The sequence below is a fragment of the Streptomyces sp. BK208 genome (genome assembly GCF_004364245.1).
In the GTDB taxonomy this organism is placed as follows: domain Bacteria; phylum Actinomycetota; class Actinomycetes; order Streptomycetales; family Streptomycetaceae; genus Streptomyces.
In genome coordinates this window covers 303081-327532 of sequence record NZ_SOAV01000005.1, presented here as the reverse complement: position 1 = coordinate 327532, position 24452 = coordinate 303081, and the positions used below count along the sequence as shown (strand labels likewise).

At 70.8% G+C, this 24452-nt stretch carries 26 protein-coding genes; 13 read left to right on the top strand and 13 right to left on the bottom strand.

Annotated features, from left to right (window positions below; translation table 11 throughout):
- Entirely contained in the window at window positions 1-969 is a 969-nt protein-coding gene (locus tag EV562_RS15115) for a zinc-binding dehydrogenase (RefSeq protein ID WP_133887312.1), read from the bottom strand.
- Between the two features lie 296 nt (window positions 970-1265).
- Window positions 1266-2495: an NADP-dependent malic enzyme gene (locus EV562_RS15110; protein WP_133887311.1), complete on the bottom strand. Its 1230-nt coding sequence runs from the start codon at window positions 2493-2495 to the stop codon at window positions 1266-1268.
- A 620-nt stretch (window positions 2496-3115) separates the two neighbouring features.
- On the opposite strand from EV562_RS15110, the gene EV562_RS15105 reads away from it, so the two are divergent.
- The 3 genes from EV562_RS15105 to EV562_RS15095 are packed head-to-tail and all read left to right on the top strand — an operon-like array spanning window position 3116 to window position 5827.
- Window positions 3116-4078 carry an ABC transporter substrate-binding protein gene (locus EV562_RS15105; RefSeq protein WP_133887310.1) on the top strand — a complete coding sequence of 321 codons (963 nt, stop codon included), beginning with the start codon at window positions 3116-3118 and terminating at the stop codon, window positions 4076-4078.
- A gap of 37 nt (window positions 4079-4115) precedes the next feature.
- Window positions 4116-5054, top strand: a complete 939-nt coding sequence (locus EV562_RS15100; RefSeq protein ID WP_133887309.1) for an amino acid ABC transporter permease — start codon at window positions 4116-4118, stop codon at window positions 5052-5054.
- Window positions 5051-5827, top strand: a complete 777-nt coding sequence (locus EV562_RS15095; protein ID WP_133887308.1) for an amino acid ABC transporter ATP-binding protein — start codon at window positions 5051-5053, stop codon at window positions 5825-5827. The genes EV562_RS15100 and EV562_RS15095 overlap by 4 nt, the downstream gene beginning before the upstream one ends.
- Before the next feature lie 80 nt (window positions 5828-5907).
- Here EV562_RS15095 and EV562_RS15090 read toward each other — a convergent pair whose 3' ends face one another.
- The gene (locus EV562_RS15090) at window positions 5908-6714 is read right to left on the bottom strand and encodes a class I SAM-dependent methyltransferase (protein ID WP_133887307.1); all 807 of its coding nucleotides are present in this window, start codon (window positions 6712-6714) and stop codon (window positions 5908-5910) included.
- A 99-nt stretch (window positions 6715-6813) separates the two neighbouring features.
- On the opposite strand from EV562_RS15090, the gene EV562_RS15085 reads away from it, so the two are divergent.
- Window positions 6814-7443 carry a CGNR zinc finger domain-containing protein gene (locus tag EV562_RS15085; RefSeq protein WP_133887306.1) on the top strand — a complete coding sequence of 210 codons (630 nt, stop codon included), beginning with the start codon at window positions 6814-6816 and terminating at the stop codon, window positions 7441-7443.
- On the opposite strand, the gene sodX is transcribed toward EV562_RS15085, so the two are convergent.
- The gene (gene sodX / locus EV562_RS15080; protein ID WP_166661798.1) at window positions 7347-7781 is read right to left on the bottom strand and encodes a nickel-type superoxide dismutase maturation protease; all 435 of its coding nucleotides are present in this window, start codon (window positions 7779-7781) and stop codon (window positions 7347-7349) included. The genes EV562_RS15085 and sodX overlap by 97 nt on opposite strands.
- Window positions 7782-7926: 145 nt before the next feature.
- Here sodX and sodN point away from each other — a divergent pair, with 145 nt between their 5' ends.
- Window positions 7927-8322, top strand: a complete 396-nt coding sequence (gene sodN, locus EV562_RS15075; protein WP_003973716.1) for a superoxide dismutase, Ni — start codon at window positions 7927-7929, stop codon at window positions 8320-8322.
- 111 nt (window positions 8323-8433) lie between these two features.
- On the opposite strand, the gene EV562_RS15070 is transcribed toward sodN, so the two are convergent.
- From EV562_RS15070 to EV562_RS15050, 5 genes are all read right to left on the bottom strand, one after another.
- The gene (locus EV562_RS15070; protein WP_133887304.1) at window positions 8434-8649 is read right to left on the bottom strand and encodes a hypothetical protein; all 216 of its coding nucleotides are present in this window, start codon (window positions 8647-8649) and stop codon (window positions 8434-8436) included.
- Between the two features lie 26 nt (window positions 8650-8675).
- Window positions 8676-9260, bottom strand: a complete 585-nt coding sequence (locus EV562_RS15065; RefSeq protein ID WP_133887303.1) for a dihydrofolate reductase family protein — start codon at window positions 9258-9260, stop codon at window positions 8676-8678.
- Between the two features lie 97 nt (window positions 9261-9357).
- Window positions 9358-9984, bottom strand: a complete 627-nt coding sequence (locus tag EV562_RS15060; protein WP_133887302.1) for a GNAT family N-acetyltransferase — start codon at window positions 9982-9984, stop codon at window positions 9358-9360.
- A 253-nt stretch (window positions 9985-10237) separates the two neighbouring features.
- Entirely contained in the window at window positions 10238-11395 is a 1158-nt protein-coding gene (locus tag EV562_RS15055) for a family 2 encapsulin nanocompartment cargo protein polyprenyl transferase (protein WP_133887301.1), read from the bottom strand.
- Window positions 11396-11480: 85 nt separating this feature from the next.
- Window positions 11481-12887 carry a family 2B encapsulin nanocompartment shell protein gene (locus EV562_RS15050; protein WP_133887300.1) on the bottom strand — a complete coding sequence of 469 codons (1407 nt, stop codon included), beginning with the start codon at window positions 12885-12887 and terminating at the stop codon, window positions 11481-11483.
- A gap of 340 nt (window positions 12888-13227) precedes the next feature.
- Here EV562_RS15050 and EV562_RS15045 point away from each other — a divergent pair, with 340 nt between their 5' ends.
- Both EV562_RS15045 and EV562_RS15040 read left to right on the top strand, forming a co-directional pair.
- A complete protein-coding gene (locus EV562_RS15045; protein WP_133887473.1) occupies window positions 13228-13806 on the top strand; it encodes an N-acetylmuramoyl-L-alanine amidase in 579 nt (192 codons plus the stop codon).
- 94 nt (window positions 13807-13900) lie between these two features.
- Window positions 13901-14809 carry a pyridoxal-phosphate dependent enzyme gene (locus EV562_RS15040; protein ID WP_133887299.1) on the top strand — a complete coding sequence of 303 codons (909 nt, stop codon included), beginning with the start codon at window positions 13901-13903 and terminating at the stop codon, window positions 14807-14809.
- 28 nt (window positions 14810-14837) lie between these two features.
- On the opposite strand, the gene EV562_RS15035 is transcribed toward EV562_RS15040, so the two are convergent.
- Window positions 14838-16430: a Na+/H+ antiporter gene (locus EV562_RS15035; RefSeq protein ID WP_133887298.1), complete on the bottom strand. Its 1593-nt coding sequence runs from the start codon at window positions 16428-16430 to the stop codon at window positions 14838-14840.
- Window positions 16431-16491: 61 nt separating this feature from the next.
- On the opposite strand from EV562_RS15035, the gene EV562_RS15030 reads away from it, so the two are divergent.
- From EV562_RS15030 to EV562_RS15020, 3 genes are all read left to right on the top strand, one after another.
- Window positions 16492-16752, top strand: coding sequence for a UBP-type zinc finger domain-containing protein (locus EV562_RS15030; RefSeq protein ID WP_104633712.1), 261 nt, complete (start codon window positions 16492-16494; stop codon window positions 16750-16752).
- 250 nt (window positions 16753-17002) lie between these two features.
- Window positions 17003-17416, top strand: a complete 414-nt coding sequence (locus EV562_RS15025) for an anti-sigma regulatory factor (protein ID WP_003973726.1) — start codon at window positions 17003-17005, stop codon at window positions 17414-17416.
- Between the two features lie 17 nt (window positions 17417-17433).
- On the top strand, window positions 17434-18498 hold the full coding sequence (locus EV562_RS15020) for an RNA polymerase sigma factor SigF (RefSeq protein ID WP_166661797.1): 1065 nt from the start codon (window positions 17434-17436) through the stop codon (window positions 18496-18498).
- Window positions 18499-18619: 121 nt separating this feature from the next.
- Here EV562_RS15020 and EV562_RS15015 read toward each other — a convergent pair whose 3' ends face one another.
- A complete protein-coding gene (locus EV562_RS15015; protein WP_133887296.1) occupies window positions 18620-19078 on the bottom strand; it encodes a hypothetical protein in 459 nt (152 codons plus the stop codon).
- 133 nt (window positions 19079-19211) lie between these two features.
- Between EV562_RS15015 and EV562_RS15010 the strand changes: the two genes are divergently transcribed.
- Both EV562_RS15010 and EV562_RS15005 read left to right on the top strand, forming a co-directional pair.
- Entirely contained in the window at window positions 19212-20180 is a 969-nt protein-coding gene (locus EV562_RS15010) for a diacylglycerol kinase family protein (protein WP_133887295.1), read from the top strand.
- 319 nt (window positions 20181-20499) lie between these two features.
- Window positions 20500-20757 (top strand): WhiB family transcriptional regulator, encoded by a 258-nt coding sequence (locus EV562_RS15005; RefSeq protein WP_003973730.1) that lies wholly within the window; start codon window positions 20500-20502, stop codon window positions 20755-20757.
- A 207-nt stretch (window positions 20758-20964) separates the two neighbouring features.
- Here the strand turns inward: EV562_RS15005 and EV562_RS15000 are convergent, their stop codons facing one another.
- The gene (locus EV562_RS15000; RefSeq protein WP_208298361.1) at window positions 20965-22431 is read right to left on the bottom strand and encodes a PAS domain-containing sensor histidine kinase; all 1467 of its coding nucleotides are present in this window, start codon (window positions 22429-22431) and stop codon (window positions 20965-20967) included.
- Between the two features lie 436 nt (window positions 22432-22867).
- Window positions 22868-23557 (bottom strand): TetR/AcrR family transcriptional regulator, encoded by a 690-nt coding sequence (locus EV562_RS14995; RefSeq protein ID WP_133887293.1) that lies wholly within the window; start codon window positions 23555-23557, stop codon window positions 22868-22870.
- A 95-nt stretch (window positions 23558-23652) separates the two neighbouring features.
- Between EV562_RS14995 and EV562_RS14990 the strand changes: the two genes are divergently transcribed.
- Window positions 23653-24405 carry an SDR family oxidoreductase gene (locus tag EV562_RS14990; RefSeq protein ID WP_133887292.1) on the top strand — a complete coding sequence of 251 codons (753 nt, stop codon included), beginning with the start codon at window positions 23653-23655 and terminating at the stop codon, window positions 24403-24405.
- The last annotated feature ends 47 nt before the right edge of the window (window positions 24406-24452 follow it).

The window sequence follows — 24452 nt, the reverse complement described above, 5'->3', positions numbered from 1 at the left end:
TCAGGAGTGGTTGCTGAGCACGATCTTGCCGAACTGGTCTCCGGAGGCCATCCGCTCGAACCCCTCACGGGCCCGGTCCATCGGCAGCACCTCGTCGATCACGGGACGCACACCGGTGGCGGCGCAGAAGGACAGCAGGTCCTCCAGCTCGTCCTTGGAACCCATGGTGGAGCCGACGACCTTGAGCTCCAGGAAGAAGATGCGGGTCAGCTCCGCGTGCGAGGGCCGGTCGCCACTGGTGGCGCCGGAGATGACCAGCGTGCCGCCGGGCCGCAGCGACTTGATGGAGTGCGACCAGGTGGCGGCGCCCACGGTCTCGATGACGGCGTCGACCCGCTGCGGCAGTCGGGCCCCGCTCTCGACGGCCTCCACGGCGCCGAGCTCCAGCGCCCGCTTGCGCTTGGCCTCGTCCCGGCTGGTCGCGAAGACCCGCAGCCCGGCCGCCTTGCCGAGCACGATCGCGGCCGTGGCGACACCGCCGCCGGCGCCCTGCACCAGCACCGAGTCACCGGGGCGGACCCCGGCGTTGGTGAACAGCATGCGGTACGCCGTGAGCCAGGCGGTCGGCAGACAGGCGGCCTCCTCGAAGGAGAGCTCCTTGGGCTTGGGCAGGATGTTCCAGGTCGGCACCGCGACCTGCTCGGCGAACGTCCCCGGGTAGCGCTCGGTCAGGATGGAGCGGGGCTCCTTGGGGCCGACCCCGTGCCCGGTCTGGCCGATCACGGAGTGCAGGACGACCTCGTTGCCGTCCGCGTCGACCCCGGCGGCGTCGCAGCCGAGGATCATCGGCAGCCGTTCCTCGGGGAGGCCGACGCCGCGCAGGGACCAGAGGTCGTGGTGGTTGAGGGAGGCGGCCCTGACGTCGACGACACTCCATCCGGGCCGGACCTCGGGAGCCGGAAGCTCTCCCGACTCCAGGCCGGCCAATGGCTGGTCACGGTCGATACGGGCGGCGTAGACAGCGAACATGACCTTGACGATAGGTTCCCCACCGCCCGACCGGAACCACGGCACCGTGTGACACACCCCCTCTTGCGCCCGCCCCGTAGCTGCGGGCAGAGCCACACCTCCCCCAGTGCCTGAACGCCCTGGGAGGTACCCCCAGGGCGGAACGGCTGGGCGCAGGCGGCACCCGGCCGTCGCCGGTCAGCAACCCACCCCGCACCCAGCCGCCCCACACCGCCACCGGCACCGGCACCCGCAACGACAAGCGGCCCCGTCCACCAGGGACGAGACCGCTCACCACACCGCAAAGGTTCACACCGTCACCGGCGCGCGACCCCCTCCGCCCGAGCGGCCGCCGCCACCGCCGCCGTGACGGCCGGCGCGACGCGCTCGTCGAACGGGGACGGGATGACGTAGTCCGCCGCGAGGTCGTCGCCCACGACGGAGGCCAGCGCCTCCGCCGCCGCGAGCTTCATGCCCTCGGTGATCCGCGACGCCCGCACCTGGAGCGCGCCCGCGAAGATGCCCGGGAACGCCAGCACGTTGTTGATCTGGTTCGGGAAGTCCGACCGCCCCGTCGCCACGACCGCCGCGTACTTGTGCGCGATCTCGGGGTGCACCTCGGGGTTCGGGTTGGCCATGGCGAAGACGAACGCGCCCTCGGCCATCGAGGCCACCGCCGGCTCCGGCACCGTACCGCCGGAGACGCCGATGAAGACGTCGGCGCCCGCGAGGGCCTCCTCCAGCGAACCGGTCAGCCCCGCCCTGTTGGTGAAGGAGGCCAACTCCTGCTTCACCGGCGTCAGGTCGTCCCGGTCGGCCGAGACGACGCCCTTGCGGTCGGCGACCGCGACGTCCCCGATGCCGGCCTCGACCAGCATCTTGGCGATGGCGACACCGGCCGCGCCCGCGCCCGAGATCACCGCCCGCAGCTCACCCAGCGTCCGCTTGCTCAGCCGCGCCGCGTTCCGCAGCGCCGCCAGCGTCACGACCGCCGTACCGTGCTGGTCGTCGTGGAAGATCGGGATGTCGAGGCGCTCCTGGAGCTTGCGCTCGATCTCGAAGCACCGCGGCGCCGAGATGTCCTCCAGGTTGACTCCGCCGAACGAGGGCGCGAGGCGCACCACCGTCTCGACGATCTCGTCGGCATCCGTGCAGTCCAGCGCGATCGGAACCGCGTCCACACCGCCGAACTGCTTGAAAAGGATCGCCTTCCCTTCCATCACCGGAAGAGAGGCCTCGGGGCCGATGTCCCCGAGTCCCAGAACCGCCGTACCGTCCGTCACGACCGCGACGACCGACGACTTCCAGGTGTAGTCGTGGACGAGGTCCGGCTGCTCGGCGATCGCGCTGCACACTTTCGCGACGCCGGGCGTGTACGCCAGGGACAGGTCGTCCTTGTCACGGATCGGCACGGTGGCCTGCACAGCCATCTTGCCGCCGCGGTGCAGTGCGAACGCGGGGTCGAAGGAGTCGAACGGCTCGGCGCCCGCCTCCTGCTCCGCACCCGCGTCACTGTCGCTGCGAGGATTGACGATCTCCGCTGCCACTTTGTCTTACCCCTTAAGAGTTCATGGATTGAGGGTTTGTCCACTCCTGGTGAGGAATGGGCGGGCACCGCACAGGGAGATGGCTGTCTGGGCCACGAGGCCCCTGCGCGACGGGCGCGCCGCACACGCGCCCTGAGCCCCTGATGAGGGGTGTAAAGAACCTTCTTACCCGACGGACCACCCCCGCGACGAGTCCGATAAGCGCAAGCTCACATGCCGGACCCCGAACGCCGCATGTCGGTGACATGGCTCATAGCCGCGGTTCCGGACAACCTCCCGGCCCCCCTTGACAGACCTGCAAACGCAGCCCTCGACGGCCCCGCTCACCCGCGATCCATGGTCGGATAACGAGAAATTCCGCAGATCTTCCGGCCGGAAGGGCAGATTCCCGCAAAGGTTCGGTCGTGATGTACCGACCTGGTGCGGTTCGGGGGGTGACCCGTTATCCGATTTTGACATGACGGCCCCCCTGAACGGCCGAGTCCGAATGGCAAGATGCCGTAATCACACGAGGTCGCGGCACTCGAAGGTGTGTGCTCTCGTCGACCCACCGCGCCTGTCGGTCCCCCGGCCGGCGTCCCGTCCCATCGGCAACTCCATCATCCGCCGGAGGAACCACCATGACCGCACGCTCCACCCGTCGTACGACCGCCGCGCAGTCCCGGCTAGCAGCGGTCGGTGCGATCGCGGTCGCAGGCGCTCTGCTGCTCACCGGATGCGGCGACCAGACCAAGAAGAACGACGGCGGCGACAGCCAGTCCGCCTCGGGAGCCCCGCTGGCCGAAAAGCTGCCGCAGGCGATACGTGACAAGGGCGCCATCAAGGTCGGATCCGACATCGCCTACGCTCCGGTCGAGTTCAAGGACGACTCCGGCAAGACGGCCGGCATCGACCCCGACCTCGCGGCGGCCCTGGGCAAGCAGCTCGGCGTGAAGTTCGAGTTCCAGAACGCCACGTTCGACACCCTCGTCGGCGGTCTCGCCTCCAAGCGCTACGACGTCGCCATGTCGGCCATGACCGACACCAAGGACCGGCAGGAGGGCATCGACGGCGACACCGGCAAGAAGGTCGGTGCCGGCGTCGACTTCGTCGACTACTTCACCGCGGGTGTCTCCCTCTACACCAACAAGGGCGACGACCAGGGCATCAAGACCTGGGACGACCTGTGCGGCAAGACCATGGCCGTCCAGCGCAACACCTTCTCCCACGACCTGGCCAAGGAACAGGCGGAGAAGTGCGAGAAGGCCGGCAAGAAGACCCTGAAGATCGAAGACTTCTCGACCAACCCCGAGGCCGAGACCCGGATGCGCTCCAAGGGCGCGAACGTCGTCTCCGCCGACTTCCCGATCGCCGCGTACTCCGTGAAGAACTCCGGCGGCGGCAACTACTTCGAGATCGTCGGTGACCAGGTCGAGGCGGGCCCCTACGGCATCGCCGTCGCCAAGGACAACACCCAGCTCCGCGACGCGCTGCAGGCGGCCGTGCAGGCCGTCATCGACAGCGGCGAGTACAAGAAGATCGTCGAGAAGTGGGGTGTCGCGGACGGCGCGATCACCGAGGCCAAGATCAACGGCGGCTCCTGAACCGTCCCGTTCGACGCGGCTCTGAAAGGCTCCATCCGTGACTGTTGACGTCAACAAGACGACCGGTCCCGACGCGAGGCCCCCCGCCGGGCCGGAGGCCATCAAGGCCATTCCGGTCCGGCACCCGGGACGGTACGTGTCCGCGGTCGTCGCGCTCGCTCTCCTGGGCGCGGTCGTCTACGCCTTCGCGCAAGGCAAGATCAACTGGGGAGCGATCCCCGACTACTTCTTCGACGACCGCATTCTCGACGGCGTCTGGAACACCCTGGTCCTCACGGTGCTCTCGATGGTGATCGGCATCGCCGGCGGCATCCTGCTCGCCGTGATGAGGCTGTCGAAGAACCCGGTGACCTCGTCGGTGGCGTGGTTCTACATCTGGTTCTTCCGCGGCACCCCGGTCCTGGTCCAGCTCTTCGTCTGGTTCAACCTGGGCCTGGTCTTCGAGTACATCAACCTGGGTCCGCTCTACAAGGACTACTGGTCGTCCTTCATGACGCCGCTGCTCACGGCGCTGCTCGGGCTGGGCCTCAACGAGGCCGCCTACATGGCCGAGATCTGCCGCGCCGGTCTGCTCTCGGTCGACGAGGGGCAGACCGAGGCGTCGCACGCCCTGGGCATGAGCCACCCGAAGACGCTCCGCCGGATCGTGATCCCGCAGGCGATGCGGGTCATCGTGCCGCCCACGGGCAACGAGGTCATCAACATGCTGAAGACGACCTCGCTCGTCTCGGCGGTGCAGTTCTACGACCTGTTCAAACAGGCTCAGGACATCGGCCAGAACGCGGGCTCCACGGTCGAGATGTACTTCCTGGCCGCCGCCTGGTACCTGATCATGACCTCGATCCTGAGCGTCGGACAGTACTACGTCGAGCGCTACTACGCCCGCGGTTCGAGCCGGTCCCTGCCGCCGACGCCGCTGCAGCGCCTCAGGGGTGCGGTTCTGCCCACGCGCCGTCCGAAGGGAGCCGCGGCATGAAGCAGTCCTCCTCGCACGCCATGGTGAAGGCCGAGGGCGTGCACAAGTCCTTCGGCGCGGTCGAGGTCCTCAAGGGCATCGACCTGGAGGTGAAGCAGGGTGAGGTGTTCTGCCTCATCGGCCCCTCCGGCTCCGGCAAGTCGACGTTCCTGCGGTGCATCAACCACCTGGAGAAGGTCAACGCCGGGCGCCTGTACGTCGACGGCGAGCTGGTCGGCTACCGCCAGAAGGGCGACAAGCTCTACGAGCTGAAGGACAGCGAGGTCGCCCTCAAGCGCCGGGACATCGGCATGGTCTTCCAGCGCTTCAACCTGTTCCCGCACATGACGGCCATGGAGAACGTCATGGAGGCGCCGGTCCAGGTCAAGGGCGTGAGCAGGGCCCAGGCCAGGGACCGCGCGCGCGAGCTCCTGGAGCGCGTGGGCCTGAGCGACAAGGCCGGCAACTACCCCTCGCAGCTCTCCGGCGGCCAGCAGCAGCGCGTGGCCATCGCCCGGGCGCTGGCCATGGACCCGAAGCTGATGCTGTTCGACGAGCCGACCTCGGCGCTCGACCCCGAGCTGGTCGGCGACGTCCTCGACGTCATGCGCGACCTCGCCGAGTCCGGCATGACGATGGTCGTGGTCACCCACGAGATGGGCTTCGCCCGCGAGGTCGGCGACAGCCTGGTCTTCATGGACGACGGCGTGGTGGTCGAGTCGGGCAATCCGCGCGACGTCCTGACCGACCCGCAGCACGAGCGGACGAAGGCGTTCCTGTCCAAGGTCCTCTGAGGCCGGCACGGGTCCCCGGCGGGACAGCGCGGAGGGGCGGTACGGGGTTTCCCGTGCCGCTCCTCCGCGCTGTCACCGTCTCACTTGACGGCGAGCAGCAGCGTGTCCGACGGCGAGCACCACACCGGACGCGCCTCGCCGAAGCCCTTCTCGCGCAGGACGCGCGCGTGCCACGCCACCGAGGGCATGTCGCCGTCGGCGTGCTCGCCGTAGATCTCGAAGCGGCGGGCGGTAGGCCCGGCGAGCAGCGGGTCCCGGGCGGCGAGCTGCCACCATTCGGACCAGTCCAGCGCGCCCTCGCCCTTGGCGGCGTCCATCCGCGCGTGCCGCTGTGCGCGCTCGGCCGCGTTGATCCTGGGCGTCGTGTCGTCGATCATGTGGTCCGCGTTCATGAAGACACCACCGTCGCGGACCAGGCCCGCGACCCGGCCGTAGAGATCCGCGAGGGGTTCGGCGTGGAACCAGTGCAGGGCCGTCGCGGTCAGCACGGCGTCGTACGTGTCGTACGGCAGCGTCGACGGCCAGTCGGGGTCCTTGAGGTCGGCGGTGACGAAGGAGACCCGGTCGTCGCCCGCGAAGGTGCCCTCGGCGATGGCGAGGAGCGCGGGGTCGAGGTCCACCCCGGTGCTCGTGGCCTCCGGGAACCGGGCGAGCAGCCGGGCCGTGATGGTGCCGGTGCCGCAGGCCAGGTCGAGTACGCGCGGGGCCGGTCCGACGAGCGCCTCGACCATGTCGAGCATGATCCGGAACCGTTCCTCGCGGTCCGGCATGTACCACTCCTGCTGCCGGTCCCAGCTCCGCTGCCAGGCCTGCCAGTCGGCCCCCGCACCGGCGGTCGTCGTGGTCGTGGCGGTCGTGGTGGTCCTGGTGGCGTCCACGTGGGTCATCGAGCCCCTCCATGCCTGCATCGCGTAATACCCTGGGAGCACGATCAGCTGTTACCTGACCGCAGGCACGACCATAGAGCCCCTTCGTAAGGACTACAAGTGGAACTGGCCTATTACTCGGATTACGCCGTACGTCTCGTCAACACCGAGGAACCGTCGCGGGGACAGGACTCCCTGACCTCGGTGGAGGCCGTCCGGGAGCTGTTCGGCGCCAACCGGTCGGCGGCGCGGCGCGCGTCCGAGGCCGACGTGACACGGTTCCGCTCGGTCCGGGCCAGGCTGCGTGCGGTCTTCGAGGCGGCCGACGGCGGCGACGCGACCCTCGCCGTGGACCTGCTGAACTCACTGCTCCTGGAGTTCCCGGTGAGCCCGCAGATCTCCGGCCACGACCACCGGGCGGAGGACGGCAGCCCGCTGTGGCACATGCACCTGGCCGACCATCCCTCCAACGCGACCGCCGGCTTCGCCGCCATCGCGGCGATGGGCCTGGCCTTCCACCTCACCGAGTACGGCGTGGACCGGCTGGGCCTGTGCGAGGCGCCCCCCTGCCGCAACGCCTACCTGGACACCTCCACCAACCGCTCCCGGCGCTACTGCTCCGACCGCTGCGCCACCCGCGCCAACGTGGCGGCCTACCGTGCCCGCAAGCGCCTGGAGGCGGACCGCTCGGCCGGCACGGGCCTGACCGCCGAGAGCGCCCAGCGGGCCACGGCGAACGGGGAGCGCTGACCCGTCCTCGGCCGGTACCGGAAGCGGACCCTGCCGAGGACCAGTTCCCGCGGGACCACTCCGTAGTCGGTGCTGTCCCCACCCGCGAACGCGTTGTCCCCGAGCACCCACCAGCCGGCCCCGCGCCGTTCGGCCGCCCGCTTGACCACGAGCAGGTCCTGCTGGAAGGGATGCCGCAGCACAACCACGTCGCCCGGCCGGATCCGCGCTCCCCAGTGCACGAGCAGCACGTCACCGTGGTGCAGCGTGGGCACCATCGACGGTCCGGTCACCTCGGCCGGCCCGAAGGGCAGCGCACCTCTCGCGCGCTCGGTGTCCTGCGACAGTTGCTCCGGCATCACCCGGCACCTCCCCGGTCTTTCCTCCACCAGTCTCAGTCTCACCCCGGACTTTTGTCCTAAGCCCAAGGGGGCACCCGCGAAATCACGCCTCCCAGGGAGTAATGTCCCCCCTGAGAAGACGATCACGAGGAAGGAACGCTTCATGCTTTCCCGCCTGTTTGCCCCCAAGGTCACGGTCAGCGCCCACTGCGACCTGCCCTGCGGCGTGTACGACCCGGCCCAGGCCCGCATCGAGGCGGAGTCGGTGAAGGCCGTCCAGGAAAAGATGGCCGGCAACGACGACCCGCACTTCCAGACGCGTGCCACGGTCATCAAGGAGCAGCGCGCCGAGCTGGCGAAGCACCACGTCTCCGTGCTGTGGAGCGACTACTTCAAGCCCCCGCACTTCGAGAAGTACCCGGAGCTGCACCAGCTGGTCAACGACACCCTGAAGGCCCTGTCGGCCGCCAAGGGCTCGAAGGACCCGGCGACCGGTCAGAAGGCCCTGGACTACATCGCCCAGATCGACAAGATCTTCTGGGAGACCAAGAAGGCCTGACGCACGTCGGTCTCCCGGGCCCGCGATCGGTGCACCATCGCAGACCGCAGGAGAACCCGAAGGGGCCCGGCCGGGATATTTCCCGGCCGGGCCCCTTCGGCGTTGCCGTGGTCAGGGGTTCTCCATGGTCGCCCCTCGGGAGTGGCGCGCCGCGTCGGGCCGCGCCCCGGCGGCCCGCGCGTCCGCCCCGGAATCCGCCGCGCACTCCGGGTTGCGGCACGGGCCCGGGGCCCGGACCGGGACCCACGCGCCCAGCGTCTTGTGCCGCCGGACGACTGCTTCGACTGGCTGTCCGCAGACCGGACAGACGTAGGTGTCGCTGTCCATGCCTCCAGGTTAGGGCGGACGGCGGTCTAGCGCTTGCGGTGATACGTCCGCACCACGGTGCCGTTGCCGAAGGTCCGCACCGAGTCCGTCACGAACTCGTTCAGCTCGAACCCGGAGGCGAACATCGGCATGCCGGTGCCGAGGATCACCGGGTAGGTCTTGATGACCAGTTCGTCGATCTCGTCGACCAGCTCCCCGGCGACGACCGAGCCGCCGCACAGGTAGATGCCGAGGGCGCTGTCTTCGGCCTTCAGCTCCCGGACCTTGCCGACCAGGTCCGTCGAGACGATCTCGACGTTCGGATCGGGCGACTCGGTGAGCGTGCGCGAGGCGACGTACTCGCGCAGATGAGCGTACGGGCTGGTGATGCCCTCCTTGAGGGCCAAGTCGTAGCTGGCCCTCCCCTGGACGACCGTGTCGAACCGCTTGTTGGGCAGGTCGTCGATGCCGAGCGGCCGACGCCCGTGGGTGGGCAGCGTCTCCGGATACTCCGCCTTCAGGAACTCGAAGAACTCCTCGTCGGCGAACCGGACCATGAACGTCGCGTCGCCGTCCGGACCGCCGATGAAACCGTCGATCGAACAGGCGATGAAGTACGTGAGCTTGCGCAAACCGGTCTCCCCTTCGCGTTGGCCGCGTTGACCACTACGGCCACAGTACTCCATACGTAGTTGTTTGGGGAGTGGATTGGCGCGGCGGTCCGCACGGTCACGGGAGGCGCGGCTCGCGCCACATCGGCCACATACGGGGGCCGCCGGGCAGATCCAGGGCCCGGCCGGTGAACTCGAAACCGAGGCGTTCGTACAGCACCTTGCCGCGGGCGCTGCTCGCCTCCAGATAGGCGGGCAGGCCCGCGCGGTCGCACCGGTCGAGCTCGCTCTCGATCAGCGCGGTGCCCAGCCCCTCGCCCTGGCGTCCGGGAGCCACGCCGATCATCCACAGGTACGCGTGGGCCCGGTCGATGGGGTGGATGCCGTCCGTGAGGCGGGCTATCAGTTCCACGCGCTCGTTCCCCGGGTCGACGGCCTCGCGGACCCGGGCCGGGGCGTCCTCGGCACTTCCCCCGGCCCCGTCTTCCGGCTCGGTGCCGACGGGCTCGCCGGCGAGGACGGGCAGCCACAGGGCACAGGCGGCACCGTCCTCGGTGAGGTCGATGCGGCCGTCGGCGAAGACGGCGTCGGCGAACGCGGCCATGAGCCGGTGGTGCGTCCGACGGCGGTACTCCTCCCCGGGGAAGACCCAGCCGCTCACCGGATCGTCCTGGAAGGCCTCGTCCAGCAGCCGGACGACCAACTCCCGGTCGTCCGCCCCCGCCGTGCGGATCACCACACCCATGCCGCGCCCCTTCGAATCGACCTCACCGGCTCAACACCGGTCGTCTTCACGGCCGTTGAGCCTAGTCGGTGAGCGGCAGCGGGGGCGGGGCGCTCCCCGCGGTCGCGCGCCCGGGAGCAGGGTGGCGGGCCCCGCACACCGTGGGGAAGTGCGGGACCCGCCGGTCCGGAGCCGTCGGCGGTGCGGCCGTACGTCGGTCAGGTGCCGTACGGCCCTGCACGGGCTCCGGGGTCTTGCGCGGCCGGCGCGGCCGTCAGGTGCTGCGCCGGGTCACGAACTCGGCCAGCGCGAGCAGGCCGCCCGCCGCCTCCGGGTCCGGCACGGCTCGGGCCAGTTCCTGCATGGCTCTCGCCATCCGGTCGGCCGCCTGGGCCTGCGCCCAGTCCCGGCCGCCGGCCTGCTCCACGATCAGGGCGGTGCGCTCCAGGTCCTCCTCGCTCTCGTCGTACGGTGCCGCGTACAGCGCGGCGAGTTCGGCGGCGGCCGGGGTGCCCGAGGTGAGGGCCGCGACCACCGGCAGTGACTTCTTGCGGGCGGCCAGATCCGCACCGGCCGGCTTCCCGGTGTGGCGCGGGTCGCCCCATATGCCGATGACGTCGTCGATGAGCTGGAAGGCCAGCCCCGCTTCGCGACCGAAGGCGTCCAGCGCCTCGACGTCCTCGACGGCGGCACCCGCGTACAGCGCGCCGAGGGCACAGGCGCCGCCCAGCAGAGCGCCCGTCTTGGCCTCTGCCATGGCGAGCGTCTCTTCGAGGGTGACCTCTCCCGGCGGGCGCCGCTCCATGGCCGTGTCCACGTGCTGGCCCTCGCACAACTCCATGACGCAGTCGGCGAGCCGGACGGCCGCCGCCGCGGACGCCGGGTGCGGATCGGCGGCGAGCAGCCGCAGGGCGAGCGCCTGCAGGGCGTCCCCGGCGAGGATCGCGTCGGCCTCGCCGAACACCGTCCACACGGTCGGGCGGTGCCTGCGGGTGACGTCCCGGTCCATCACGTCGTCGTGCAGCAGGGTGAAGTTGTGGACCAGTTCCACCGCCGCCGCGGCCCGTCCGGCCGCCGCACGGGCCGCCGGGCCGCCGAGCGCGGCCGCCGCGGTGAGGACCAGGGCGGGGCGGATCGCCTTGCCCGCGTTGTCCGCCGCGGGGGTGCCGTCCGCCTGCTGCCAACCGAAGTGGTAGAGGGCGACCCGGCGCATCGATTCGGGCAACGTCGCGATGGCGGAACGCAGTTCGGGGTCGACCGACTCCCTCGACTCCCTCAGGAGCGCGGCCGACTCGTGAGCTTCGGCCATCGGCCCGTGTCCCCCCGACGACTCCCCCGGACGCTCCTCCCGTTGTGTGCCGATGAGCCCGTGCCTTTCAGGCGTCACGGTGGGACGACGCGTCACGGCGGCACCGCGCCGGATCTCCGTCATGGACTCACCTTCCCCCCGGGCCCGTCCGTACCCCGGGGGTGTACCCGCCCGGGAGGGCGGGGACACGACGTCCGGGACGCTGACGTCACCGCCAGCGGCCGATCTCGACGTTCTCCAGGACGCCCAGCGCGTCCGGCACGAGGACCGCGGCCGAGTAGTAGGCCGTGACCAGGTAATTGATGACGGCCTGCTCGTTGATGCCCATGAAGCGCACCGACAGACTCGGCTCGATCTCGTCGGGGATGCCGGTGGCCCGCAGACCGATGACGCCCTGGTCCTGCTCGCCGGTACGCATCGCGATGATCGACGACGTGCGGGCCTCGGTGACCGGGATCTTGTTGCACGGGTAGATCGGCACACCGCGCCAGGTCGGAATGCGGTTCCCGGCGACGTCGATGGTCTCGGGGACGAGGCCTCGCTTGTTGAGCTCGCGGCCGATCGCGGCGATGGCGCGCGGGTGGGCGAGGAGCAGCTTGGTGCCGCGCCGGCGGCTCAGCAGCTCGTCGAGGTCGTCCGGGCTCGGCACGCCGTCGTGCGGCTGGATGCGCTGGTCGTACTCGCAGTTGTGCAGCAGGCCGAACTCGCGGTTGTTGATGAGCTCGTGCTCCTGGCGCTCCTTCAGCGCCTCGACCGTCAGCCGGATCTGCTGCTCGGTCTGGTTCATCGGCTGGTTGTACAGGTCGGCCACGCGCGAGTGGATGCGCAGCACCGTCTGGGCGACGCTCAGTTCGTACTCGCGGGGCCGGGCCTCGTAGTCGACGAAGGTGTGCGGGAGATCCGGCTCGCCGCTGTGACCGGCCGCGAGGTCGATCGCCTTCTCACCGTGCTTGTTGGTGCGCTGCTCCGGGAGGGAGCGCCGGTGCTCCAGGTGCTCGCGCAGGGAGTCGGCCCGCTCCGCGACCTGTTCCACCTCCTGGCGGGGCAGCACCAGCACCGTGCAGGCGGTCACCGTGCGGGCGGTGTACTCCCAGATGGCGTCGCCGTCGAGGAGTGCCTGGTCGCCGAAGTAGGCGCCGTCGGCGAGGACGCCGAGCACCGCGTCGTCGCCGTACGGGCCGGTGCCGATCTTCTCGACCTTGCCGTGAGCCAGCAGGTAGACCTCGTCGGCCCGGCCGCCGAACGAGGCGATCACCTCACCGGGTCCGAACTCCCGCTGCTCACAGCGCTGCGCGAGCGCTGACAGGACCGCGTCGTCCTCGTACGACCGCAGGGCCGGCAGCTCGCCCAGTTCGGCGGGGATGACCTCGACGCGGTCGCCGGTCTTCACGAAGGTCACGCGGCCGTCGCCGACGGCGAAGGTCAGGCGCCGGTTCACCCGGTACGTGCCGCCCTGGATGTCCACCCAGGGGAGCGAGCGCAGCAGCCAGCGCGAGCTGATCTCCTGCATCTGAGGAACGGACTTGGTCGTGGTGGCCAGGTTCCGCGCGGCCGCCGTGCCGAGGCTCTGCTGCGGCCTGGTCTGCTCGGTGCGGACCTCTTCGCCTACCGACATAAGGAATTGCCCTCCCGGTCGTGCCGGACGGCTGCGCCCGGCATCGATGTGCGGGCACCAGCCTTCCTCACGGAGCGTGCCGGTGCTATTACACGAAAGAGCGGGAATGGATCACGCGCGGCCGGGGCAGATATGAGGGCTTGTCCGGCGTCGAGGCGACGTGTCCGGCTGGTTCGCCCTCCCGGTTCGGCGCCGGCGGCCTGGGCGGGATTGGCCGAAACGGCTCGCACACGGGACGAACAAGTAATAGGAGGTGCTCCGCTTCGGTACAAGCTCCGTACGAGGCGGTCGCGTCGGGCGGTCGTCACCCAGCGTGAAGGAGCCGGCCGTGGCCGCACCGATGTCCGCCAGCAGTTTCCTCGAGGCGCTGAAGGCGGAGGGCCTCACCGTCGTGGAGACCGGTGACTGGCGGGAGCACAACCGCAACCACAAGGGCCCCTGGGGCCCGGTGCACGGAGTGATGATCCACCACACCGTCACCCGGGGCAGCGCCGCCACCGTGGAGATCTGCCGCACGGGCCACGAGGACCTGCCCGGCCCGCTGTGCCACGGCGTCATCACCAAGGACGGCCGGGTGCATCTGGTCGGCTACGGCCGGACCAACCACGCCGGGCTCGGCGACGACGACGTCCTGCGCGCGGTGATCGCTGAGAAGGCGCCGCCCCCGGACAACGAGGCCGGCGTCGACGGCAACCGGTACTTCTACGGCTTCGAGTGCGAGAACCTCGGTGACGGCGACGACCCGTGGCCGGCCGCACAACTGGACGCCATCGAGCGGGCCGCCGCGGCCGTGTGCCGCCACCACGGCTGGAGCGAGCGGTCCGTCATCGGCCATCTGGAGTGGCAGCCGGGGAAGGTGGATCCGCGCGGCTTCACGATGACCTCGATGCGCGAGCGGATCCGCGACCGGCTCAAGTGACCCACGACCGCCCCGCGCGGTCCGGCACCGGCACAGGCACAGGCACCGGCAGGAGCGAGGTGTCCCCCGCGCGGGGTGGCGCGACAATGGCGCAGTGACCGGCACCGACACCCGAGACCTCACCGCTCTGGAACCCCGTCTGCCCTCCCCGCTGCAGGAGGTGGCCGACGGGCGTTTCGAGCGGCACGGCGTCCGGTTGCTGCTCAAGCGGGACGATCTGATCCACCCCGAGCTGGTCGGCAACAAATGGCGGAAGCTGGTGCCCAGCCTCGCCACCGCGGGCGGCCGCCCGGTGGTCACGTTCGGTGGCGCCTACTCCAACCACCTGCGGGCCGCGGCCGCCGCGGGCCGGCTGCTCGGGCTGCCCACGGTGGGCGTGGTGCGCGGTCAGGAACTGGCGGACCTGCCCCTCAACCCCTCGCTGGCCCGGTGCGTCGCCGACGGGATGCGGCTGCACTTCGTCGACCGCTCGACATACCGCCGCAAGGCGGACCCGGAGACCCTGGCGGCCCTGCTGCGTGCGGTGGACGTGGCGGACGCCGTCGTCGTTCCCGAGGGAGGCAGCAACGCGGAGGCCGTCCGCGGCTGCCTCGCCCTGGGTGCGGAACTGGGCGAACACGCCGACGTGGCCGCCGTCGCCTGCGGCACCGGTGGCACGCTCGCCGGGCTGGCCGCGGGACTCCCCCGGGGACGGCGGGCCCTCGGCATACCCGTGCTCAAGGGCGGCTTCCTGGACGGCGACGTACGGCGGCTCCAGGAGCGCGCGTTCGGTGGGCCGCGCGGCGCCTGGAGCCTCGACGACCGCTTCCACCACGGCGGCTACGCCCGTACGACGCCCGCGCTGGACGCCTTCGCCGAGGACTTCGAGCACCGCCACGGCCTGCCCGTGGAGCGCGTCTACGTGGCCAAGATGCTGTACGCCCTGCTCGCGCTCGTCCAGGAGGGCGCCTTCCCGCGCGGGACGACGCTGGCGGCGGTCGTCACCGGACGGCCCTTCCCCTGAGCGGGCCCTGCCGGCGCACCCGGGGGCGCTACGTGGTCTCCCGGTAGGCCGCCGCCTCCTCCAGGTCCAGTCGGCGCAGCAGCGTCCGCAGCATCTCGTCGTCGATGTAGCGGCCGTCCCGCAACCGGACGAAGACCTCGCGCTCGGCGCTGATCATCGCCCGGGACAGTCGCCGGTAGGTGTCGTCGACGGTCTCACCGGTGACGGAGTTGACCTGGCCGAGCCGTTCCCAGACGGCGTTGCGGCGGCGCTCCAGAACCGTGCGGAGACGGTCGGCGAGCGGGGCCGGCAGGGCGTTGCGCTCGTCGGCGAGCAGATCGTCCAGGCGCTGCTCCGCGGCCCGCGAGGCCTGGGCCTGTGCGTTGGCCTCCGCCAGGGTCTCGGCCTGCACGTCGTGCGCGGGGAACTTCAGCAGCCGGATCAGCGGCGGCAGGCTGACACCCTGCACGACCAGCGTGCCGATGACCGTGGTGAAGGTGAGGAACAGGATCAGGTTGCGCTCGGGAAAGGGCTCGCCGCCGTGCACGGTGAGCGGGATGGAGAAGGCGATGGCCAGACTGACCACGCCGCGCATCCCGGCCCAGCCGATCACGAACGGCCCCTTCCAGGAGAGGTCCTCCTCACGCGCGCGTACGCGTGCCGACAGCCGGGGCAGGAAGGTCGCCGGGTACACCCACACGAACCTGGCCACGGCGACCACCAGGAAGACGGCGAGGGCGTACCAGGCGGCTTCGGCACCCTCGTACTCCCCCAGGCCCTTGAGGACGACGGGCAGCTGGAGTCCGATGAGGGCGAACACGGCCGACTCCAGGACGAACGCGACCATCTTCCACACCGCCTCCTCCTGCAGCCGGGTGGCGAAGTCGACCTCCCACGCGCGGTGGCCGAGGTAGAGGGCGACGACTACCACCGCGAGCACCCCCGAGGCGTGCACCTGCTCGGCGACCGCGTAGGCGGCGAACGGGATGAGCAGCGAGAGCGTGTTCTGCAGCAGCGCCTCCCTCAGGTGGGTGCGCAGCCAGTGCAGCGGCACCATCAGGACCAGTCCGACGCCGACGCCGCCCACCGCCGCGATCAGGAACTCGCCGATCCCGCCGGCCCAGGTGGCGCCCTCGCCGACGGCCGCGGCGAGGGCCACCTTGAAGGCGGTGATGGCGGTGGCGTCGTTCACCAGGGACTCGCCCTGCAGGATCGTGGTGATCCTGGAGGGGAGCCCCACGCGGCGGGCCACCGCCGTCGCCGCCACGGCGTCCGGGGGCGCCACCACCGCGCCGAGCACCAGGGCCGCGGTCAGCGGCAGCCCGGGCACGATCAGGTACGCCGCACAGCCGACGACGAACGTGGCGAACAGGACGTAGCCCACGGACAGCAGCGCCACGGGACGGGCCTGCGCCCGCAGGTCCAGGTAGGAGCTGTCGGTGGCCGCCGTGTAGAGCAGCGGGGGCAGCAGCAGCGGCAGGACGACGTGCGGGTCGAGGGTGTAGTCCGGCACACCGGGCACGTAGCTCACCGCCAGACCCGCCGCGACCAGCAGCAGCGGCACCGGTACCGGCACGCGCCGTCCCGCCGCGGCGACCGCGGCACTGCCCGCCACCAGCAACAGCAGCGGCATCACGTCCATCGTCCTCGCCCGCCCTCTTTTTCCGCGCGGTCATCCGCACGCCCGTCGTAACCTGGCAATCATGAAACAGTGCACGCACGCCGACGCGCTGCCGCACCCGGAACCCGAGCCGTGCGGCGAGACCTGTCCGGAGTGCCTGGCCGAAGGCACGGACCCGGTGCAGCTGAGGCTGTGCCTCATCTGCGGCCATGTCGGCTGCTGCGACTCCTCGCCGAGGCAGCACGCCACGGCGCACTACAAGGAGACCGGTCATCCGGTGATGCGGACCTTCGAGCCCGGCGAGAGCTGGCGCTGGTGCTTCGTCGATCACGTCCTGGTGTGACCTCCGCCGGGGACGGTTCGACCGTCTGACGTCTGGGTACGTCAACCCGGCGCGCGCTCTTCCGATTTGAGGCCGCCCACCCTCTAGCCACTGTGCGTGTTCGCGTGTTTACTATGAGTGACAGCACGGGGTTGGGGTCTCGGGGACAGGAAACTTCGGAGCGCGATAACGTCACCGCTGAACCACGTATCGCGTTATCCCGGGGGGCGTCCCTCGGCCCTGTAACGCTTGTACCACCTTGGAGGTGAGGGTGTCCCAGATCGCAGGCGAGCCCGCGACCCAGGACTTCGTCGAAGTCCGGCTGCCGGCCGCGGGTGCCTACCTGTCGGTGCTGCGTACGGCGACGGCCGGCCTCGCAGCTCGTTTGGACTTCACCCTCGACGAGATCGAGGACCTGCGCATCGCAGTCGACGAGGCCTGCGCGATCCTGCTGCAGCAGGCCGTGCCCGGCTCGGTGCTCAGTTGCGTCTTCCGCCTCGTCGACGACTCGCTCGAGGTCACCGTCTCGGCCCCGACAACGGACGGCCACGCCCCCTCGCGGGACACCTTCGCCTGGACGGTGCTCTCCGCCCTCGCGGGCAAGGTCTCCTCCGCCGTGGACGAGGACAAGACCGTTTCGATCAGCCTCTACAAACAGCGCGGCGCGGGACCCGGGCCGACGTGAGGGAGGGGGACGGGCCGGTGCGGGACGAAGAGCGCGGTACACGGGAGCGGCCGGCCGAGGGCACACGTTCTCCGGACGAGGCACGACGCACGGCGGAAGGCATCGACGGCATCCCCGAGCAGGCCCGGCCGCATCCGGAGGACGAGACCTCGCCCGAGGCCGTCGTTCCGGGCGACGGGCAGCGGACCGGGGACACCCCCGTCCGGCCCGTCCGAGCGGAGGCGAGGGCTCGGGAAAGGGCAACGGGCGGGACGATGAGCGAGCACGAGCGACACTCCGACGGCCACGCGGCGGGTGCCCGGGGCACGCAGGGCACACGGCACGATCCGCAGGACCGCAGCGGTGCGCGCCTCCTCTTCGCCGAGCTGCGCACCCTGACGAAGGACAGCCCGGAGTACGCGGAGCTGCGCAACCGGCTGGTCCGCATGCACCTGCCGCTCGTCGAGCACCTCGCGCGCCGCTTCCGCAACCGCGGGGAGCCGCTGGACGACCTGACCCAGGTCGCCACCATCGGCCTGATCAAGTCGGTCGACCGCTTCGACCCGGACCGCGGGGTGGAGTTCTCCACGTACGCGACCCCCACGGTCGTCGGCGAGATCAAGCGGCACTTCCGGGACAAGGGCTGGGCGGTGCGCGTCCCGCGCAGGCTCCAGGAGCTGCGGCTGGCCCTGACGACGGCCACGGCGGAGCTGTCCCAGCTGCACGGCCGCTCCCCCACGGTCCACGAGCTCGCCGAGAAGCTGTCGATCTCGGAGGAAGAGGTCCTGGAGGGCCTGGAGTCGGCCAACGCGTACTCCACGCTGTCCCTGGACGTCCCGGACACCGACGACGAGTCCCCTGCGGTCGCCGACACCCTCGGCGCCGAGGACGAGGCCCTTGAGGGGGTCGAGTACCGGGAGTCGCTCAAGCCGCTGCTGGAGGACCTGCCGCCGCGGGAGAAGCGCATCCTGCTGCTGCGCTTCTTCGGCAACATGACGCAGTCCCAGATCGCGCAGGAGGTCGGGATCTCGCAGATGCACGTGTCGCGGCTGCTGGCCCGCACACTGGCGCAGCTGCGGGAGAAGCTGCTGGTGGAGGAGTAGCGCCGGTCACGGCGCGAGCCGGCCGAAGCCGATCGCGGCCGGTCGCGGGACCGGCTGCGGCCCGGACACGGGACGGGGTGCGGGCCGTGGGCCGCCGGTCGGGCGGCAGGTGGCGGGCGGCTTACGAACGTCTGCCGGCGTTGCCCGGGCCCCTGATGCCGAGGGCCAGGGTGGTCTCGGGATTGATGAGCATGTACAGCGCGGCGAAGGCCACGACGCCGAGCACGATGCCCGCGGGGACGGCCACGCCGTCCGCCCCCAGCATGTTGTAGGCGACGGGCAGCGCCATGACCTGCGTGATCACGGCGGGTCCGCGGCTCCATCCCCGCAAGCGGAGCAGTCCGCGGGCGGCGAGCAGCGGCAGCAGGGCGAGAACGAGCAGGGTGACGCCGCCGGTGACCGCGGCGGTCCGGTCGGCGGGGTGCCCGGTGAGGCCCCCCACGAGCATCCAGGCGCCGCCGACGACGAGCGCCAGGCCCTCCACCGCGGCGATCGCGGCCGCGGCCGTCACTCGGGCGGGGCGGGGCTCCGCCTCTTCGGCGGCCGAGAGGGTGGGGTCGGGGGTCTGCTCGCTGCTCACCCCTGCAGGGTAGCCCTCGGCGCGCCCGCGTCCCCGGCCGCCCGGGTGTCGGGCGTATCACGCGGCGCGGGGCCCGGTGGGGATCTTCACATCGGTCTGGGCCGAGTACCACCCAGTAGGTACCCTGCACAGCATGCGTGCACTTCTCGTGGTCAACCCGGCGGCAACCACCACGAGTGCGCGTACGCGCGACGTGCTGATCCACGCCCTCGCGAGCGAGATGAAGCTGGAGGCGGTCACCACCGAGTACCGCGGCCACGCGCGCGACCTCGGCCGGCAGGCGGCACAGAGCGACGACATCGACCTGGTGGTCGCCCTCGGCGGCGACGGCACGGTGAACGAGGTCGTCAACGGTCTCCTGCACGCGGGTCCGATGCCGGAGAGCCTGCCCGGCCTCGCGGTGGTCCCCGGTGGCTCCACCAACGTCTTCGCCCGCGCCCTCGGCCTGCCCAACCACGCGGTGGAGGCCACCGGAGCACTGCTGGACGCCCTGCGCGAGGGACGTGAGCGGACCGTCGGCCTCGGTCTGGCGTCGGGTACGCCGGGCTCGGAGGACGAGTCGGTCCCGGCCCGCTGGTTCACCTTCAACGCGGGACTGGGGTTCGACGCCGGGGTGGTCGGCCGCGTGGAGCAGCACCGGGAGCGCGGCAGGAAGTCGACGCACGCCCTCTACGTCCGCCAGGTGGTGCGCCAGCTCATCGGCGAGCCGCACCGCCGCAGCGGGACCATCACTCTGGAGCGGGCGGGCGAGGACCCGGTCACCGATCTGGTGCTGTCCATAGTCTCGAACACCTGCCCCTGGACGTTCCTCGGCAACCGGCCGATCTACGCCTCCCCGGAGGCGTCGTTCGACACCGGGCTCGACGTGTTCGGACTGAGCAGACTGTCCACCGCCGCGGTTGCCCGGTATGGCACCCAGTTGCTCACTTCGTCCCCGGAGCGCGGCCCCCGGGGCCGGCACGCGGTCTCGCTGCACGACCAGACCGAGTTCACCTTGCATTCGAAGGTGCCGCTGCCCCTTCAGATGGACGGTGACCACCTGGGGTTGCGCACCAGCGTGACGTTCACAGGCGTACGCCGTGCACTGCGTGTGATTGTGTGAGCAGAAGGGGCGAAAGTCCTTTCACTCGAACGTTTAGACCAGGGTCCACCCCATGGAAGTACGGCTGTGACCTAGTCGACACCGAAGAATCAAAAAAAACTTTCCGGAAGGGGTTGTATCCGCCGCCGAGGTTTGCGAGTCTCTTCTTGGCGATCGGGACAGCCCGCAGGACCGGCATCCACAGATCACCGGAACCCCTCTTCAAACCAAGGACCACGCCAGGGAACCTGGCTGTAGGCCCTTCCCTTGTTGAGGGATTCGTGAAAGCGTTCACATTCACAAGCATCCCAGCATGTAATACCAAGGAGAGGTAGCAGCCATGGACTGGCGTCACCGCGCCGTTTGCCGCGAGGAAGACCCCGAGCTCTTCTTCCCCATCGGCAACACCGGTCCTGCGCTGCTGCAGATCGAGGAAGCCAAGGCCGTCTGCCGTCGCTGCCCCGTCATGGAGCAGTGCCTGCAGTGGGCGCTCGAGTCCGGCCAGGACTCCGGCGTCTGGGGTGGTCTCAGCGAGGACGAGCGCCGCGCGATGAAGCGCCGTGCCGCCCGCAACCGGGCCCGTCAGGCCTCCGCCTGACAACCCACCCCTACTGACAGCCTCAGCTTGGCGGCGCGTACAGCGAGTACGCATCCCCCGCTCCCGAGCCGCAGCGCGCAGTACCCCCGATGCGCATCGGACGATGTATCGCACGAGCACTGGCCTCGGACCTTCACCGGTCCGGGGCTTTTTGCTGTGCCCGGCACCGCGCCGGGCGCCGGCACCGGCGGCTCCTGCCGGTTCCGCCTACTTGCCGGTGGGCACCGGGAGGTCGAGGATCACCCGGGTACCGCGCTCCGGGGCCGGGACCATGTCGAAGGTGCCGCCCAGCTCGCCCTCCACCAGGGTGCGGACGATCTGCAGGCCGAGGTTGCCGGAGCGGTGCGGGTCGAAGTCCTCGGGCAGACCCACTCCGTCGTCCTGGACGGTGACCAGGAGCCGGGCCTCCTTGGCGGTACCGCCGCGGACCGCCGAGACCTCGACCGAGCCGGTGTCGCCGTCGCGGAAGCCGTGCTCCAGGGCGTTCTGCAGCACCTCGGTCAGCACCATGGACAGCGGGGTGGCGACCTCGGCGTCGAGGATGCCGAAGCGGCCGGTGCGCCGGCCGGTGACCTTGCCCGGTGAGATCTCCGCCACCATCGCCAGCACGCGGTCGGCGATCTCGTCGAACTCCACCCGCTCGTCCAGGTTCTGCGAGAGCGTCTCGTGCACGATCGCGATCGACCCGACCCGGCGGACGGCCTCCTCCAGTGCCTCGCGGCCCCGCTCGGAGCCGATGCGCCGGGCCTGCAGGCGCAACAGGGCCGCCACCGTCTGGAGGTTGTTCTTCACCCGGTGGTGGATCTCCCGGATGGTGGCGTCCTTGGTGATCAACTCGCGTTCGCGGCGGCGCAGTTCCGTCACGTCGCGCAGGAGCACCAGCGAACCGATGCGGGTGCCCTTGGGTTTGAGCGGGATCGCGCGGAACTGGATCACCCCGTCGTGCGCCTCGATCTCGAACTCGCGCGGCGCCCAGCCGCTGGCCACCTTGGCGAGCGCCTCGTCCACCGGCCCGCGGGACGGGGCGAGTTCGGCGGTGGTCCGGCCCAGGTGCTGGCCCACCAGGTCGGCGGCCAGGCCCATGCGGTGGTAGGCCGACAGCGCGTTGGGGGAGGCGTACTGGACGATGCCGTCGGCGTCGACCCTGACCAGGCCGTCGCCGACGCGCGGCGACGCGTCCATGTCGACCTGCTGGTTCTCGAACGGGAAGGCGCCGGCCGCGATCATCTGGGCGAGGTCGGAGGCGCTCTGCAGGTAGGTGAGTTCCAGGCGGCTCGGCGTACGCACGGTGAGCAGGTTGGTGTTGCGGGCGATGACCCCCAGGACGCGTCCCTGGCGGCGCACGGGGATGGACTCGACGCGGACCGGCACCTCCTCGCGCCACTCGGGGTCGCCCTCGCGCACGATGCGGCCCTCGTCCAGGGCGGCGTCCAGCATGGGGCGCCGGCCGCGCGGGACGAGGTGGCCGACCATGTCGTCCTGGTAGGAGGTGGGGCCGGTGTTGGGCCGCATCTGGGCGACGGAGACGTAGCGGGTGCCGTCGCGGGTGGGGACCCACAGGACCAGGTCGGCGAAGGAGAGGTCGGACAGGAGCTGCCACTCCGAGACCAGCAGATGGAGCCACTCGAGGTCGGAGGCGTCGAGCGCTGTGTGCTGGCGTACGAGTTCGTTCATGGAGGGCACGGGGCTGAGCGTACCTGGCGGTACGTACGGCGACCGAAACCCAGCCGCGGTCCACCGCTCCCCCGCGTCCGGCACCGTCCGGAGCCCCCGGAAACACCCGCGGGCCGCGGCGCCTGGGAGGGACCCTCAACCCTCCCGGCACCGCAGCCCGGAGCAACATCGGCCGTGGGGTGTGCGGTCCCGGTCGGCCGAAGGATGAGGAGCCGGGGCAGTCAGGGCAGAGAGCTCCGGTTCCTCGGTCCGTCCTCCTGTGCGGGGAGGACGGAAGCCTGACGTTCACTTCGCGTGAGCTGCACGGTCAGTGACTCAATGACATTGTGGACTAGACCACTGACCGTGTCCATGCGGTGGACGTTGTTTGTCGTTGTCGGCTTTCGGCGGCCGTGCCGACGTCCGGCGCCGCCGCCAGAAGCCTAACCCTGTTGGCCTACCCGCGGGGCCAGACCGCCAGGGCAATTTCCGCGAGCGCCTCCAGCTCGGTGCGGCTCGCGCCGTCGCGGGCCTGCTGGGACATGCCCTGGATCATCGCGCCGGTGTAGCGGGCGAGGCCGGCGGCGTCGGTGTCCGGCGGCAGCACGCCGCGCTCCACGTCCGCCGCGATCCGGCGCTCGATCGCGGCGATGTTGGCGTTGCGCCGTTCCCGCAGGGACTCCTCGACCTCGGCGGTCGAGCAGTTGGCGGCCGCGTGGATGACGAGGCAGCCGTGCGGGCGGCCCGGGGCCGTGTACTCGGCGGCGGCCTCGCGCAGCATCCGTTCTATGCCCGCCCGCGCGGTCGGCTCCTCGGCGAGGGCGCGGTCGCCGAACGCGCCGTAGCGCACCCCGTACTCCTGGACGACCTCCTCGAACAGCGAGCGCTTGTCCCCGAAGGCGGCGTAGAGGCTCGGGGCGCCGATGTCCATGACCCGGGTCAGGTCGGAGACGGACGTGGCCTCGTAGCCGTGCTCCCAGAAGGCCAGCAGCGCCGCCTCCAGTGCCGTCGCCCGGTCGAAGGAGCGCGGACGGCCACGGGTCCTGGCCGCGCCCCCGCGGGCCGGTGCCGACCGCCCGCTCTTCCCCGCGGCGCTCAGCGTGCCGCCCTCTGTGCCCGTCCCACCGCTCTGCTCGCCGCTCACCATGGAGTGCATTTTATAGCGGGCACTAGAAAAAGGCTCCGCCCCCGTGTACGTTCATTTCTGTAGCGACCACTAGTGAATGAGAAGGGGGAGCCGAGATGGGCGTGCTCACGGGCAGGACGGCACTCGTCACCGGGGCGAGCAGGGGCATCGGGCGGGGCATCGCGGAGCGGCTCGGCCGCGACGGCGCACGGGTCGCGGTGCACTACGGGAGGAACGAGGCGGCGGCGAAGGAGACGGTCACCGCGATCGAGGCGGCGGGCGGCTCGGCGTTCGCGATCGGGGCCGACCTGGCCGCTCCAGGTGCCGCCGAGGCCCTGTGGGAGGAGTTCGACAGGCACGCCGACGGTCTGGACGTGCTGGTGAACAACGCGGGGATCGGCAGCACGCGCCCCATCGGCGAGATAGAGGAGGCGGACTACGACGCGGTCTTCACGGTCAATGTGAAGGCGCCGTTCTTCATCCTCAAGCACGGCATGGGGCGGCTGCGCGACGGCGGCCGGGTCATCAACATCTCGTCGGGCCTGGCCCGCACGGCGGTGATGCCGGGCAACATGGCGTACTCGATGACGAAGGGCGCACTGGACGTGTTCACACGCGACCTCTCCAAGATCCTGGGCGCCCGCGGCATCACGGTGAACTCGGTGGCGCCCGGCATCATCGACACGGACAACACGGCCGAGCTGCTGCACGGGAGCCCGGACGGCTGGGCGGGGGCCGCGGCACTCTCGGCCCTGGGCGGGGTGGGCGCACCGGCCGAGGTGGCCGACGTGGTCGCCTTCCTCGCCTCGCACGAGAGCCGGTGGGTCACAGGCAGCTGGGTGGACGCCACGGGAGGCTCCTTGACCTGACGCCGGCACCCGGGCCCCGGCACCGCGCCGGCTGCCACCCGGACGCC

What these genes read in the sequence shown, in the direction of transcription:
- EV562_RS15060 (WP_133887302.1), bottom strand. Translation starts at nt 9,984, where the DNA reads ATGGGTGTGGTGATCCGCACGGCGGGGGCGGACGACCGGGAGTTGGTC.
- EV562_RS15115 (WP_133887312.1), bottom strand. Translation starts at nt 969, where the DNA reads ATGTTCGCTGTCTACGCCGCCCGTATCGACCGTGACCAGCCATTGGCC.
- EV562_RS14990 (WP_133887292.1), top strand. Translation starts at nt 23,653, where the DNA reads ATGGGCGTGCTCACGGGCAGGACGGCACTCGTCACCGGGGCGAGCAGG.
- EV562_RS15070 (WP_133887304.1), bottom strand. Translation starts at nt 8,649, where the DNA reads ATGGACAGCGACACCTACGTCTGTCCGGTCTGCGGACAGCCAGTCGAA.
- EV562_RS15055 (WP_133887301.1), bottom strand. Translation starts at nt 11,395, where the DNA reads ATGACGGAGATCCGGCGCGGTGCCGCCGTGACGCGTCGTCCCACCGTG.
- EV562_RS15045 (WP_133887473.1), top strand. Translation starts at nt 13,228, where the DNA reads ATGTCCGCCAGCAGTTTCCTCGAGGCGCTGAAGGCGGAGGGCCTCACC.
- sodX (WP_166661798.1), bottom strand. Translation starts at nt 7,781, where the DNA reads ATGCCGGAGCAACTGTCGCAGGACACCGAGCGCGCGAGAGGTGCGCTG.
- sodN (WP_003973716.1), top strand. Translation starts at nt 7,927, where the DNA reads ATGCTTTCCCGCCTGTTTGCCCCCAAGGTCACGGTCAGCGCCCACTGC.
- EV562_RS14995 (WP_133887293.1), bottom strand. Translation starts at nt 23,557, where the DNA reads ATGGTGAGCGGCGAGCAGAGCGGTGGGACGGGCACAGAGGGCGGCACG.
- EV562_RS15035 (WP_133887298.1), bottom strand. Translation starts at nt 16,430, where the DNA reads ATGGACGTGATGCCGCTGCTGTTGCTGGTGGCGGGCAGTGCCGCGGTC.
- EV562_RS15005 (WP_003973730.1), top strand. Translation starts at nt 20,500, where the DNA reads ATGGACTGGCGTCACCGCGCCGTTTGCCGCGAGGAAGACCCCGAGCTC.
- EV562_RS15030 (WP_104633712.1), top strand. Translation starts at nt 16,492, where the DNA reads ATGAAACAGTGCACGCACGCCGACGCGCTGCCGCACCCGGAACCCGAG.
- EV562_RS15050 (WP_133887300.1), bottom strand. Translation starts at nt 12,887, where the DNA reads ATGTCGGTAGGCGAAGAGGTCCGCACCGAGCAGACCAGGCCGCAGCAG.
- EV562_RS15090 (WP_133887307.1), bottom strand. Translation starts at nt 6,714, where the DNA reads ATGACCCACGTGGACGCCACCAGGACCACCACGACCGCCACGACCACG.
- EV562_RS15000 (WP_208298361.1), bottom strand. Translation starts at nt 22,431, where the DNA reads ATGAACGAACTCGTACGCCAGCACACAGCGCTCGACGCCTCCGACCTC.
- EV562_RS15010 (WP_133887295.1), top strand. Translation starts at nt 19,212, where the DNA reads ATGCGTGCACTTCTCGTGGTCAACCCGGCGGCAACCACCACGAGTGCG.
- EV562_RS15105 (WP_133887310.1), top strand. Translation starts at nt 3,116, where the DNA reads ATGACCGCACGCTCCACCCGTCGTACGACCGCCGCGCAGTCCCGGCTA.
- EV562_RS15095 (WP_133887308.1), top strand. Translation starts at nt 5,051, where the DNA reads ATGAAGCAGTCCTCCTCGCACGCCATGGTGAAGGCCGAGGGCGTGCAC.